The 12,797-nt window shown below is 70.0% G+C and carries 12 protein-coding genes and 1 pseudogene; 9 read left to right on the forward strand and 4 right to left on the reverse strand.

Going from position 1 to position 12,797, the window contains the following annotated elements; genetic code table 11:
- Positions 1-72: 72 nt before the first annotated feature.
- A complete protein-coding gene (locus tag LOKHON_RS03785; protein WP_017927730.1) occupies positions 73-681 on the forward strand; it encodes an alpha-ketoglutarate-dependent dioxygenase AlkB family protein in 609 nt (202 codons plus the stop codon).
- Positions 682-728: 47 nt separating this feature from the next.
- On the opposite strand, the gene LOKHON_RS03790 is transcribed toward LOKHON_RS03785, so the two are convergent.
- Both LOKHON_RS03790 and LOKHON_RS03795 read right to left on the reverse strand, forming a co-directional pair.
- A complete protein-coding gene (locus tag LOKHON_RS03790) occupies positions 729-1,331 on the reverse strand; it encodes an SH3 domain-containing protein (protein WP_017927729.1) in 603 nt (200 codons plus the stop codon).
- Positions 1,328-2,149: an ABC transporter permease gene (locus tag LOKHON_RS03795; RefSeq protein ID WP_026147384.1), complete on the reverse strand. Its 822-nt coding sequence runs from the start codon at positions 2,147-2,149 to the stop codon at positions 1,328-1,330. The genes LOKHON_RS03790 and LOKHON_RS03795 overlap by 4 nt, the downstream gene beginning before the upstream one ends.
- 150 nt (positions 2,150-2,299) lie before the next feature.
- Between LOKHON_RS03795 and cysQ the strand changes: the two genes are divergently transcribed.
- The 8 genes and pseudogenes from cysQ to LOKHON_RS03835 all read left to right on the forward strand — a co-directional run bounded on the left by cysQ (position 2,300) and on the right by LOKHON_RS03835 (position 11,522).
- Complete coding sequence (gene cysQ, locus LOKHON_RS03800; RefSeq protein ID WP_017927727.1) at positions 2,300-3,094, forward strand: 3'(2'),5'-bisphosphate nucleotidase CysQ; 795 nt, start codon at positions 2,300-2,302, stop codon at positions 3,092-3,094.
- Entirely contained in the window at positions 3,094-3,897 is an 804-nt protein-coding gene (locus tag LOKHON_RS03805) for a 3-deoxy-manno-octulosonate cytidylyltransferase (protein WP_017927726.1), read from the forward strand. Before cysQ ends, LOKHON_RS03805 begins: the two co-directional genes overlap by 1 nt.
- Entirely contained in the window at positions 3,894-5,159 is a 1,266-nt protein-coding gene (locus LOKHON_RS03810) for a glycosyltransferase family 2 protein (protein WP_017927725.1), read from the forward strand. Before LOKHON_RS03805 ends, LOKHON_RS03810 begins: the two co-directional genes overlap by 4 nt.
- 132 nt (positions 5,160-5,291) lie before the next feature.
- On the forward strand, positions 5,292-6,185 hold the full coding sequence (galU, locus tag LOKHON_RS03815) for a UTP--glucose-1-phosphate uridylyltransferase GalU (RefSeq protein ID WP_017927724.1): 894 nt from the start codon (positions 5,292-5,294) through the stop codon (positions 6,183-6,185).
- A 4-nt stretch (positions 6,186-6,189) separates the two neighbouring features.
- Positions 6,190-7,371, forward strand: coding sequence for a glycosyltransferase family 4 protein (locus tag LOKHON_RS03820; protein WP_017927723.1), 1,182 nt, complete (start codon positions 6,190-6,192; stop codon positions 7,369-7,371).
- 28 nt (positions 7,372-7,399) lie between these two features.
- Complete coding sequence (locus LOKHON_RS03825) at positions 7,400-8,410, forward strand: glycosyltransferase family 2 protein (protein WP_017927722.1); 1,011 nt, start codon at positions 7,400-7,402, stop codon at positions 8,408-8,410.
- Positions 8,407-10,108: pseudogene (locus tag LOKHON_RS03830) on the forward strand (DUF5927 domain-containing protein). The gene LOKHON_RS03825 and the pseudogene LOKHON_RS03830 overlap by 4 nt, the downstream one beginning before the upstream one ends.
- Positions 10,101-11,522 (forward strand): hypothetical protein, encoded by a 1,422-nt coding sequence (locus LOKHON_RS03835; RefSeq protein ID WP_017927720.1) that lies wholly within the window; start codon positions 10,101-10,103, stop codon positions 11,520-11,522. The pseudogene LOKHON_RS03830 and the gene LOKHON_RS03835 overlap by 8 nt, the downstream one beginning before the upstream one ends.
- Before the next feature lie 11 nt (positions 11,523-11,533).
- On the opposite strand, the gene LOKHON_RS03840 is transcribed toward LOKHON_RS03835, so the two are convergent.
- Positions 11,534-11,998, reverse strand: coding sequence for a PTS sugar transporter subunit IIA (locus tag LOKHON_RS03840; protein ID WP_017927719.1), 465 nt, complete (start codon positions 11,996-11,998; stop codon positions 11,534-11,536).
- A 53-nt stretch (positions 11,999-12,051) separates the two neighbouring features.
- Positions 12,052-12,627 (reverse strand): ribosome hibernation-promoting factor, HPF/YfiA family, encoded by a 576-nt coding sequence (gene hpf / locus LOKHON_RS03845; protein ID WP_017927718.1) that lies wholly within the window; start codon positions 12,625-12,627, stop codon positions 12,052-12,054.
- Positions 12,628-12,797 lie beyond the last annotated feature (170 nt).

Consider the following 12,797-nt stretch of genomic DNA (forward strand, 5'->3'; position numbering starts at 1 on the left):
GCTGCAACTGGCAGAGGTGGCACAGAGGCGCCATTTTGCCCCCGGATAGGAACCGCAAACCGGAGCCGCGACATGGCAGAACCCGAGATCGACCTGCGCGGGGTGCGCGTGCTGCCGGGATTGCTCGGCCCCGAGGCGCAGGCGGCCATGCTCGCCGATCTGCGCGAGGTGGCGCGCGCCGCACCGGTGATGCGCCCCGTCACGCGGGCCGGGCCGATGAGCGTGCGGATCACCTCCGCGGGCCGGCTGGGCTGGGTCGCGGACCGGCGCGGCTACCGCTATGAGCCCCGCCACCCCGAGACCGGCGCGCCATGGCCGCCGATTCCGGCCAGCGTGCTCGCGGTCTGGCGTGCGGTTTCGGACACGCGCGTCGATCCCGACAGCTGCCTCGTCAATCTTTACCGCGACGGCGCGAAGATGGGCCTGCACCAGGATCGCGACGAGGGCGATTTCGGCTTTCCGGTGGTGTCGATCTCGCTCGGCGACGAGGCGCTGTTCCGGGTGGGGTCGGTCGAGAAGGGCGGCAGGACGGCGTCGATCTGGCTGCGCTCGGGCGACGTGGCGGTGATGGGCGGCGCGGCGCGGCTGGTGCATCACGGCATCGACCGGCTGCGCGAAGGGTCATCGACGCTGATCCCGGGCGGCGGGCGGATCAACGTGACGCTGCGGGTGGTGCGGTAGCGAAACTCTTGCAAGAGTTTCGTCGCATTCCTTGCAAGGAATGCGGCCTATTCGGCCAGCGTGCAGCAGCCGGACCAGAGTTGCGGCTCGGTATCCGCGCGCAGCAGCAGCGCCTCGAAGCCGTAGCGACGCGCGGACATGCCGTCCGAGCAATGCCGGTTGATCACCGACAGCGTCCAGGCGGTGCCCCCCGCGATCGCCGCCCCGGCGAAATGGCCGCGATGCGACGGGCTGCCGATCAGCGCCGGGGCGGGCGCCTCGAACAGCGTCCCCTCCGGCGTTTGCATCCGCCATGCCGCGCCTGTCTCCAGCCGCCAGAACGGCTCGGTCCCGAAGCAGGCGGCGAGGGGCGGGATCGCGCCGTGCCATTGGCCGGGGCGCCGGTCGAGAAAGGCCAGCGCGGCCCAACCCGTGCCCTCGCCCACATTGACCCGGCCCCAACGCCCGTCGCGCGACATCTCGATCACCTCGATGCCGCGCGCATCGGGCTCGATCCGGCCGAGGATGGCGTGGCCCGTGCCCGGACCGGAGCGGATGTTGAGCGTGTCATTCCCGGCGACCCGCGCCACGTCGAACAGCGCGGGCCAGCCCTCGACCGTGGCCGCTGCCGGCGCGGCCCAGACGAGCAGGACCAGCGCCAGCCGTTTCACCGCCCCGCGCCCCAGCTCACCGACGCGCGCTGGCGGGTGAAGAACTCGGCCATCAGGCCGATCGCCACCAGCGCCAGCCCGACCCAGAGCGGATAGAGCGCCGAGGTGAAATGCGGCGTGTAGTTGAGAAAGATCTCGCCCCGCGCCTGGTCGATCGCGTGAAACAGCGGGTTCCAGTCGAACACCGGCAGCATGTAGCCCGGCAGCGTGTTGGCGACGAACATCTTGCCCGAGGCGATCATGTTGGTGCGCGAATAGACCGATACGCCGATCTGGGTGAGTTCGGGCAGCCATGGCTTGATCGCCATGAAGATCATGCCGACGCCGACGCCCGAGAACCACGACACCAGAACCATCGCCATCGCGCCCACCGGATCGTCGATCACCACCGGCGTCACCAGCACGTGGTAGAAGAACAGCACCACCAGAAGCGACAGCACCTGGACATAGAGCGATCCCAGCGCCGCCGCCGAGATCGTCACGGCGGTGTTCAGCGGCGCGTGCTTCATCATCGCCGAGGCCGGGCCATCGGCCCGGACCACCGCCGCGACCGCCTTGGTGTGGGTCAGGAACAGGAAGATCCCCGACATCAGGTAGAGCAGGAAATCGCCCCTGAGCCCGGCGCCGCGCGCCCCGATCAGGGTGAACATCAGATAGAAGGCCAGCACGAAGATCACCGTCTGCGCGATGTTCATCGCCAGCCCGGCCAGCGCGTTGCGGTGATCCTTGCGGATCTCGCGCACGGTGGTGTGGTAGACCAGCTCGGCCAGCCCGGCCGCGCGTCGTCCCGTGCCGCGGGGGCGCTCGGTTTGGAACATCTGACCTCGCTTTGCGGTCGGCATATGGGCGACGAATTCCTTGCCGATCCCAAGGTGGGATACCATAAGGAGATCGCCCCCGCCGATCAATATTGCACGGCGCAGATGGCGATTTCGGGGCGGCACAAGGCAGATAGGGATGGGTGCGTTATGGATTTCGACAGGCTGGCACAGGTGATGCGCCAGCTCGCCATCGAGGCGGGCGAGAAGATCATGGAGATCTATGACGGCCCCGATTTCGAGGTGCGCGCCAAGGGCGATGACAGCCCCGTCACCGCCGCCGACGAGGCTGCCGACGCGCTGATCTCCGAAGGGCTGCGCGCGGCCTTCCCGGATCTGCCGCTTGTCACCGAGGAGCAGGCCGACAGCCACGCGCAATCTGTCTCCACCTTCCTGATCGTCGACCCGCTCGACGGCACCAAGGAATTCGTGCAGCGCCGCGGCGACTTCACCGTCAACATCGCGCTGGTCGAGGATGGCCGCCCGACGCGCGGCGTGGTCTATGCCCCCGCAAAGCAACGGCTGTTCTACACCGATGCCGCGGGCGTTTCGGTCGAGGAGCAGGGCCCGTTCGACGCCGCTACCCCCGGCGCCACCGTGCCGATCCGGGTCGCGGCGCCCGAGGCCGCGCTGCGCGTCGTCGCCTCCAAGAGCCACCGCGACGCCGCCACCGACGCCTATATCGGCAAATACCAGATCGCCGACCTCAAGAGCGCGGGCTCCTCGCTCAAGTTCTGTCTGGTGGCGACTGGCGAGGCCGATCTCTATCCGCGGATCGGGCGCACGATGGAGTGGGACACCGCCGCGGGCCATGCCGTGCTTTCGGGCGCCGGCGGTCATGTCGTGCGCTTCGACGACCATACCCCGCTCGGTTATGGCAAGCCGGGCTTCGAGAACCCGTTCTTCATCGCCCATGCGCCGGGCGTCGACCTGGCCAAGCCCTGATGTCGGTCCTGATCGTCATTCCCGCCCGTTATGCCTCGACCCGCTATCCCGGCAAGCCGCTGGTCGAGCTTACGGGCGCCACGGGCGAGGCGCGCAGCCTGATCCGCCGCTCGTGGGACGCGGCGCGCGAGGTGTCGGGCAATCCCCGCGTCGTCGTCGCCACCGATGACGACCGTATCCGCGACCACGCGGCGGGCTTCGGCGCCGAGGTGGTGATGACCTCCCAAACCTGCCGCAACGGCACAGAGCGCTGCGCCGAGGCGTTCGACGCCCTGGGCGGCGGCTTCGAGATCGTCGTCAACCTGCAGGGCGACGCGCCGCTGACGCCGCCCTGGTTCGTCGAACGGCTGATCGAGGATCTGCGCGCGCATGAGGTGGCCGAGGTGGCGACGCCGGTGCTGCGCGCCGATGCCGCCGCGCTCGCGGGGTTCCGCGAGGATCGGCGCGCGGGCCGGGTCGGCGGCACCACCGCCGTGTTCGGCGCCGACAACACCGCGCTCTACTTCTCCAAGGAGGTGATTCCCTATACGGGGCGCGAGGATTACGGCGCGGAGGAGGGCACCCCGGTGTTCCACCATGTCGGCGTCTATGCCTACCGCCCCTCGGCGCTGGGCGCCTATGCGCGCTGGCCGCAAGGACCGCTGGAGACGCTCGAAGGGCTCGAGCAGCTGCGCTTTCTCGAACGCCGGGTGCCGCTTTTGTGCGTCGAGGTGGAGGCGCGCGGGCGGCAGTTCTGGGAGCTGAACAACCCCTCGGACGTGCCACGCATCGAGGCGATGCTGGCCGAGATGCAGGTGGCGTGACGCCGATCCGCGTCAGCGTCGTCATCGTCAGCCGCGGCCGCCCCGGCGCGCTGCGGCTGTGCCTGACCGCGCTGGCGCAAAACCGCCACCCCGCCTTCGAGGTGATCGTCGTCACCGATGCCGAAGGCGAGGCTGCGCTTGCGCCGTGGGGCGACCGGATCCGGCTGCGGCGCTGCGACGAGGCCAATATCAGCCGCGCCCGCAACATCGGCATCGAGGCGGCCGCCGGCGCGATCGTCGCCTTTCTCGATGATGACGCGCTGCCCGAGCCGGGCTGGCTTGCCGCGCTCACCGCGCCGTTCGAGGACGAGGATGTCGCGGCGGCGGGCGGCTATGTGCGCGGCCCCGGTCACCTGGGCTGGCAATGGCGGGCGCGGGCGGCCTTTGCCGATGGCAGCAGCCGCGATCTGGTGCTGGAGGGCGATGCGCCGGTGGTGCTGCGCGCCCGGCTCGGGCGCGGCATCAAGACCGAGGGCACCAACATGGCGGTGCGCCGTTCGGTGCTGACCGCGCTGGGCGGTTTCGATCCGGCCTACCGGTTCTATCTCGACGAGACCGACCTGAACCTGCGGCTGGCCGCGCAGGGCGCGCGCACCGCGATCGTGCCGCTGGCGCAGGTGCATCACGGCTATCTCGCCAGCCCGCGCCGCCGGGCCGACCGGGTGCCGCGCGATCTGGGCGATATCGGCGCGAGCCTCGCGGTGTTCCTGCGCCGCCATGGCGCCCGGCTCGACGGCAATGCCCGGATCGAGGCCGAGCGCGCGACCCAGCGGCGGCGGCTCTTGCATCATCTGCATTGGGGCCGGATCGCGCCGGGCGATGTGGGGCGGTTGATGGCGAGCTTCGATGCGGGCGTCTCCGAGGGGCGGCTCAGGCCGCTGGAGCGGCTGGTGCCGCTCGACGAGCCGCCGCCGCCCTTTGCGACCTTTCACGACGAGATGCCGGACCGGCCCGCGGTCTGGATGGCCGCCTGGCCGCAGGCCGCGCGGGCCCGGATGGCCGAGGCGGCGGCGCTGGCCGCTCAGGGGCACGTGGCGACGCTTCTGGTGCTGTGGCCCGATGCGCGGCGCCACAGGTTGCGCTTTGATCCGCCCGGCGTCTGGGTGCAGTCGGGCGGGCTGTACGGTCCCGCACTGCCGGGCGATCCGAGGGTTCGCTACTGGCGCTTCGACGAAAGGGCGGCCTTCGAGGAGGCCCGGCAGCGTGGCCTGCGCGATCCCAGTGCGCTATCGAACGCAAGCGCCGCGCCGCCGAAAGACTGAAACCCGCATGGTCATGCCGTGTTGAATTGTGAATAATGCGCTTCAAGACGCCATCAAATCGTGTTCAAGAAACACCGTAAAGTTGTATACGCCTCCGTTATGCCGGAGCCGCGACTCAAAGGACCAGGACAGATGACACAACGCGTGACCAAGGCCGTTTTTCCCGTGGCAGGACTTGGAACACGTTTCCTTCCGGCGACCAAGTCGGTGCCGAAGGAAATCATGACCCTCGTGGACAAGCCGCTGATTCAATACGCGATCGACGAGGCCCGCGCCGCCGGGATCGAGGAATTCATCTTCGTCACCGCGCGCGGCAAATCGGCGCTCGAGGATTACTTCGACCACGCCCCCGAGCTGGAATCGCGGCTCGAGGAGGATGGCAAGGCGCAGCTGCTCGAGACGCTGAAATCGACCTACATGCCCTCGGGCGCCATCGCCTATATCCGCCAGCACCAGGCGCTGGGGCTCGGCCATGCCGTGTGGTGCGCGCGCAACCTGATCGGCGACGAGCCCTTCGCGGTGATCCTGCCCGATGACGTGATCGCCGCCGAAAAGCCCTGTCTGCAGCAGATGGTCGAGGCACATCGCGACACCGGGGGCTGCATGGTCGCGGCGATGGAGGTGCCCAACGAGCGCACCAAGTCTTACGGCGTGCTCGATGTCGAGCCGGGGCAGGGCGACGCGATGAAGGTGCGCGGCATGGTCGAAAAGCCCGACCCCGCCGAGGCGCCGTCGAATCTCGCGGTGATCGGCCGCTACATCCTGTCGCCCGAGGTGATGGGCCATCTCGATTCGGGCGAAAAGGGCGCGGGCGGCGAGATCCAGCTCACCGACGCGATCGCCAAGGAAATCGCGGGCCCGCGCGGCGTTCATGGCTACCGCTTCTCGGGCGAGCGTTACGATTGCGGCTCCAAGGCGGGCTTCCTGCAGGCCACCGTGGCCTTCGGTCTCGCCCGCGACGAGCTGCGCGACGAGTTCAGCCAGTATCTGCACGAGGTCATGGCCGTCCGCGACGCCGCCCAGTAAGCGGTTGCCCGCCCCATCGGCGTTCCTGCTGGACCTGACCCGGCTCGCGAGCCGCGCGGGGCGCACCCGCACGGGTGTCGACCGGGTCGAACGGGCCTGGCTCGCGGCCTGCCTCGCCGATCCGCGACCGGTCTTCGGCCTTGCGCGCACGCCCTTGGGTTTCGTGCTGCTCGACCGGGACGGCATGGCGGGGTTCGCCGCCGCTTTCGACGCCGATGACTGGGGCGCGCCGGGGGCCGTGGCGGGGCTTTACCGCAGGCTCGACCCGCCGCGCCGCGCGGCGCAGGGCCATCTGCGCCGGGGCGCGGTCGCCCGCGCCGCGCGGCCCGGCCTGGGGCGGATGCTGCGCCGCCATCTCGCCCCCGGCGCGCTGTATCTCAACACCGGCCATGCCAATCTCGACGACCAGGTGATGCGCGCGGTGCACGGCGCGCGCGCGCGCGTGGCCGTGCTGTTGCACGACACCATCCCGCTCGACCTGCCATGGGCGGCGCGGCCCGGCACGGTCGAGAGCTTTGCCGACCGGCTCGATGTCGTGGCGCGCCATGCCGACCGGGTGATCGCCACGGCACGGGCCACCGCCGACACCATCGAAGCGCGGCTCTCGGCGCGGGGCCGGCTGCCCGGGATCGTCGTCGCCCCGCTCGGCGTGACCCCGGCCCGGCCCGATTTCGGCGCGCTGCCGCCGGGGCTCGATCTCGACCGGCCCTACATGGTCGCGCTCGGCACCATCGAGCCGCGTAAGAACCATGCCTTGCTGCTCGACGTGTGGGAGCGGATGGGGACGGCGGCGCCGCGCCTGCTGATCTGCGGCGCGCGCGGCTGGAACAACGCGGCGGTGTTCGACCGGCTCGATCGCGGCGTGGCGGGGGTGACCGAGCTGCCCGGCCTGCCGGACGGGGCGGTGGCGGCGCTCTTGTCGCGGGCCCGCGCGCTGGTCTTTCCGTCGCTGGCCGAGGGCTACGGCCTGCCGCCGCTCGAGGCGCTGGCCCTGGGCTGCCCGGTGATCTGTGGCGATCTTGCCATTTGCCGCGAGCTGCTCGGGGACCGGGCCGTTTACTGCGATCCGGCCGACCGCTACCAGTGGGAGCAGGCGATCCGGGCGCAGGCGCGCATCGCGAGACCGTCCCCCATGACCCCGCCCTCTTGGGACACGCATGTCGCCCGCGCCCTCGACGGGCTGTGACGCACGGGCCGCGAAAAGGAACCGGCGCGTGAAGGCCTGGCAGACCTACAAGCTCAGACTGCAGCGCCAGCGCTGGCGGCTTCGGGCCCGGCGCAAGCGGCGCGAGCTGTCGGTGGTGCGCGACCGCACGACCGAGATCCGGCCCGCCGATATCCTCGTCTTCACCACGCTGCGCAACGAAAACGCGCGGCTGCCGCATTTTCTCGATCATTACCGCCGGATGGGCGTGCAGCATTTCCTCATGGTCGACAATGGCAGCGACGATGGCGGGGCGGAGTTTCTCGCCGCGCAGCCCGACGTGTCGCTGTGGCGCAGCGAGGCGAGCTACAGGCGCGCCCGCTTCGGGGTCGACTGGCTCAACTGGCTGATGCGCCGGCATGGCCACGGGCACTGGTGTCTTACCGTCGATCCCGACGAGCTGCTGGTCTACCCGTTTTGCGACACGCGGCCGCTCAAGGCGCTGACCGACTGGCTCGACGCCTCGTCGATCCGCAGCTTCGGGGCGATGCTGCTCGATCTTTACCCCAAGGGGCCGATCGGGGCGCAGGTTTACGCGCGCGGCGACGACCCGCTCGACATCGCCTGCTGGTTCGATCCGGGCAATTACAGCCAGTCGCGCAATGCCCGTTACGGCAACCTGTGGATCCAGGGCGGGCCGCGGGCGCGGGTGTTCTTTCCCGACCGCCCCGACCGCGCGCCCGCGCTTAACAAGATCCCGCTGGTGAAATGGGACCGCCGCTACGCCTATGTCAGCTCGACCCACATGCTGCTGCCGCGCGGGCTCAACCTCGTCTACGACGAATGGGGCGGCGAGAAGACCTGCGGGATGCTGCTGCATACCAAGTTTCTCGACGGCTTTGCACACAAGGCCCGAGAGGAGCTGCAACGCCGCCAACATTACGCCGCAAGCGCCGAGTACAAGGCCTATGCCGCCGGGCTGGAGGCGGACCCGGAGCTGTGGTGCCCATGGAGCGAAAGATACATCAACTGGCGACAGCTCGAAGCGCTGGGGCTGATGTCGCGCGGCAACTGGACATGAGCTTTGGCGTCGTGATCCTCGTGCACACCGCGCTGGGGCGGGCGGCGCAGGTGATCCGGCACTGGGCGCAGGCGGGCTGCCCGGTGGTGGTGCATGTCGATGCGGCCATGCGTCCCGCCCGGTACCAGCGGTTCCGCGCGGGCTTCGACGACATTGCCGACAGGGTGCTGTTTTGCGACCGGCACCGCTGCGAATGGGGCGGCTGGGGCATCGTCGCGGCAACGCAGTCGGGGGCGTCGCTGCTGCTCGACCGGTTTCCCGATCTGGGCCATGTCTATCTCGCCTCGGGCTCTTGCGTGCCGCTGCGCCCGGTGGCCGAGCTCGGCGCCTATCTCGCGGCGCGCCCCGGCACCGATTTCATCGAAAGCGCCCGCGTGTCGCAGGTGCCGTGGACCGTCGGCGGGCTGTCGGAGGAACGGTTCACGCTGCGCTTTCCGTTTTCGTGGAAGCGGCAGCGCTGGCTGTTCGACCGTCATGTCGCGCTGCAGCGCCGCCTGCGGGTGCGCCGCCGCCTGCCTTCGGGGCTGGAGCCGCATATGGGGTCGCAATGGTGGTGCCTGACGGCGGCGACGCTGCGCGCGATCCTGACCGACCCGCAACGGCCCGCGCTCGACCGCTATTTCGCGCGGGTCTGGATCCCCGACGAAAGCTATTTCCAGAGCCTCGCGCGGCGCTGGTCGGCCCGGATCGAAAGCCGGTCGCTGACCATGTGCAAGTTCGATTTCCAGGGCAAGCCGCACCTGTTCTACAATGATCACCTGCCGCTGCTTGCGCCGTTCGGAGTGTTTCGTGGCGCGCAAGATCTGGCCGCGGGCCGAGGCGATCTATGCGCAGATGGAGGCGGGCGGCCACCCGGCGGGGGCGGCCGAGCCCGCGCCCGCGCGCATCGACCGGGTCTTTGCCGAGGCGACCGAGCGGCGGGTGCGGGGCCGGTCGGGGCTCTACATGCAGGGCCGGATGCCGCGTGAGGGCTGGGAAAACGGGGTCTCGGCCGCACCTTACGGCGTGCTCGAAGGTTTCGCCGAGCTGCACGAGGATTTCGCCGCGTGGTTCGCGCGCGCCAGCGGCGCGGTGGTGCATGGCCATCTCTTCGCGCCCGAGGGCGCCGAATTCGCCGGGGCCGGGCCGGTCTGGCGCGGCGCGCTCTCGGCGGCACCGGCCTTGCGCGACCACGACGCGCGGCGCTTTCTCACCAACCTGATCTGGAACGGGCGCGGTGAGCGGCAGGTGTTCCAGTTCGGCCCGCGCGACAGCCAGCATGTGAGCTGGGACATCGCCAAGGACCCCAACGCCCGGATCGGCGTGATCACGGGGGCATGGGCGGTGCCGCTCTTTGCCTCGGGCCTGCCGGTGGCGCGGCTGCGCGACCGGGCGGCGGAGCTGCAGAAGATCGAGGCCGACCACCTCGCGGCGCTGCGCTCGCCCCATGCCAAGGCGCGGGTGCATATCTGGACGCTGGCCGAATTTCTCGAAGCCCCCGCCGCGGCGCTGGCGCTGATGCTGTCGGATATCGCGCCGGGCCGGGACGGGCCCGCCCCCGCGCCGCCGCCTCTGGTGCCGCTCGACGGGTTCGGGCGGTTCTTGCAGGACATGCGCAATCTCGGCATGCACCCGTACCTGACCGGCGACATTCCCGCCACGCCGCCCGCGCAGCGCCCGTCCGCGCCGCGGCCCTATCTCGTGAGACCCCATGCCTGACTTCGACAGCTTCGTGGTGCTCGCCGAGATGCGCACCGGCTCGAACTTCCTCGAAGCCAATCTCAACGCGCTCGACGGGCTGCGCTGCCATGGCGAGGCGTTCAACCCGCATTTCATCGGCAGCCCCGGTGACGCGCCGATCCTCGGCATCGACCGGGAGACGCGCGACGCCGATCCGCTGGCGCTTCTGGCGCGGCTGCGCGCCGCACCCGGTCTCAACGGGTTTCGCTATTTCGGCGATCACGACCCGCGGATCTTCGCCCCCATCATGGCCGCGCCGGGCATCGCCAAGATCGTGCTGACCCGCAACCCGCTCGACTCTTACGTCAGCCACCGCATCGCCGCGGCCACCGGGCAATGGAAGCTGACCGAGGCCCGCCACGCCCGCGCGGCGCGGATCCGGTTCGAGCCGGAGGGGTTCGAGGCGCATCTGCAGCGGCTTCAGGACACGCAGATCCGCATCATGGGCGCGCTGCAGAAAAGCGGGCAGACGGCGTTCTACGTCGATTACGAGGATCTGCGCGACGTGGAGGTGCTCAACGGTCTCGCGGCGTGGCTCGGGGCGGCGGCGCGGCTCGACGGGCTCGATCGCAGCCTCAAGAAGCAGAACCCCGGCCAGCTCTCCGAGAAGGTCGAGAATTTCGACGAGATGCAGCAGGCGCTGTCGCGGATCGACCGGTTCGATCTTGGCCGCAGCCCGAATGTCGAACCGCGGCGCGGCGCGATGGTGCCGCGCTACATCGCCGCCGCCGAAACCGGGCTGATCTGCCTGCCGCTGACCTCGGGACCCGAGGCGGGGCTTCGGCGCTGGCTCGCGGCGCTGGACGGGGCGCCGGTGCTGGACGGGTTCACGCAAAAGACGTTGCGCGACTGGCGCGGGCGCCATCCCGGCCATCGCAGTTTCGCGGTGCTGCGCCACCCGGTGGCGCGCGCCCATGCGGCGTTTTGCGAGCGCATCCTGTCGGACGGGCCGGGCCGCTTTGGCGAGATCCGCGAGACGCTGCGCCGCCGCCACGCGCTGCCGATCGACGCGCGGGCCAGCGGCCCCGACCCGGACCCCGCGCGCCACCGCGCGGCGTTCCTGAGCTTTCTGGAGTTTCTCAAGTCCAATCTCGGCGGGCAGACCGCGATCCGGGTCGATGCCGCCTGGGCCAGCCAGAGCGCGTTGCTGCAGGGCGTGGCCGGGGTCGACAGCCCCGACGCGGTGCTGCGCGAGGCGGATCTGGCGCGCGACCTGCCGTGGATCGCGGGGCAGATGGGCCGTGCGGCGCCCGATTGGGTGCCCGAAACGGGGCCGCGGCAGTACGCGCTCGCCGCGATTTACGACGCGCAGGTCGAACGGGCGGCGCGCGCGGCCTATGCGCGCGATTACGAGCGATTCGGCTTCGAGGACTGGCGCCCGCTGACCGGCTGAAGCCGGCCGGATCAGGCGGCCTGGATCGCCGGGCCTTCGGTCAGGATGGCGTGCAGCGTGCCGATTTCGCCGTTGGCGCGCAGCTTTTGACAGATGGCGGCGTCGCGCAGCGTGCGCGACACCAGCGCCAGCGCCTTGAGATGCTCGACGCCGCTGCCATCGGGGGCGAGCAGGCAGAACACGAGATCCACGGGCTGGCGGTCGATCGAATCGAATTCGAGCGGCTTTTCGAGCCGGATGAACAGCCCGCGCACCTGCTCGAGCCCCTCCATCCGGGCATGCGGCAGCGCCACGCCATGGCCGACGCCGGTCGGGCCGAGCCCCTCGCGGTCCAGAAGCGCTTCGACCACGCGCGCGGGCGCGAGGCCGTAGCAGCTCTCGGCGAGATCCCCGAGATCTTGGAACAGGCGTTTCTTGGAGCTGGTGGAGGCCAGCATCTTCACGCCGTCCGACGGCAGGATCTCGGAAATCTGCATAGGGAGTCCCCTGTCTGCGAGGCAGGCTCGGAGAGCCAGGATCTGGCGCCCTCCTAGCCGATGTTGCGCGGGTCGATCCACCCGAAATTGCCGTCGTCGCGGCGATAGACCACGTTGATCCCGCTATGCTTCTCGTTTCGGAACACCAGGACCGGCGCATCCGCCAGTTCAAGCTGCATCACCGCTTCACCGACCGAGAGCTCGGGAATCTTCGATTCCATCTCGGCCACGATCATCGGGGCCAGGCCATCTTGCTCGGATTCGTCGTTCTCACCCGATGCGGCGAGGATATAGGAGCCCGCGGCGGATTGTTCAACCGGGTTCGCGCGTGCCTTGTGGTGGTCCTTCAGTCGCCGCTTGTACCGCCGGAGTTGCTTGTCCATCTTTTCGCAGCAGGCCTCGAAGGCGGCGTAGATCTCGTTGGCGCGGCCCGAGGCCTGGGCGTTGAGACCGGTCGACAGATGCACCACGGCCTCGCAGACATGCTCGTGGCCCGAGCGCGAAAACACGACATTGGCGTCGGTCGGGCGGCCGGCATATTTGCCCAGCGTGCTGCCAAGCTCGGTCTGCACATGGGTCTGCAGCGCCTCGCCGATCTCGATCTGCTTGCCGGTGATCTGGTAGCGCATGGACGTCTCCTTCAGAGGCACGGCACCGCGACGCGCGCCCGCGATGGGCGGCGGTCCGGGTCCGGCAGGGGGTGGGGATGGGCCGCGGCCCGCCTGTCCAAGAGGCGCCCGGCCCGTCGCGTCGGGGCCGTCCGGTTCTGTGGGCAAGGGTGGTGGGCCTGCGTCATCGA

Origin of the sequence: Limimaricola hongkongensis DSM 17492, assembly GCF_000600975.2 — a bacterium.
GTDB classification, from domain to species: domain Bacteria; phylum Pseudomonadota; class Alphaproteobacteria; order Rhodobacterales; family Rhodobacteraceae; genus Limimaricola; species Limimaricola hongkongensis.

Bases quoted from the DNA above. Each gene is read 5' to 3' on its own strand.
- LOKHON_RS03785 (WP_017927730.1), top strand. From the start codon at position 73: ATGGCAGAACCCGAGATCGACCTGCGCGGGGTGCGCGTGCTGCCGGGA.
- LOKHON_RS03795 (WP_026147384.1), bottom strand. From the start codon at position 2,149: ATGTTCCAAACCGAGCGCCCCCGCGGCACGGGACGACGCGCGGCCGGG.
- cysQ (WP_017927727.1), top strand. From the start codon at position 2,300: ATGGATTTCGACAGGCTGGCACAGGTGATGCGCCAGCTCGCCATCGAG.
- LOKHON_RS03805 (WP_017927726.1), top strand. From the start codon at position 3,094: ATGTCGGTCCTGATCGTCATTCCCGCCCGTTATGCCTCGACCCGCTAT.
- galU (WP_017927724.1), top strand. From the start codon at position 5,292: ATGACACAACGCGTGACCAAGGCCGTTTTTCCCGTGGCAGGACTTGGA.
- LOKHON_RS03835 (WP_017927720.1), top strand. From the start codon at position 10,101: ATGCCTGACTTCGACAGCTTCGTGGTGCTCGCCGAGATGCGCACCGGC.
- LOKHON_RS03840 (WP_017927719.1), bottom strand. From the start codon at position 11,998: ATGCAGATTTCCGAGATCCTGCCGTCGGACGGCGTGAAGATGCTGGCC.
- hpf (WP_017927718.1), bottom strand. From the start codon at position 12,627: ATGCGCTACCAGATCACCGGCAAGCAGATCGAGATCGGCGAGGCGCTG.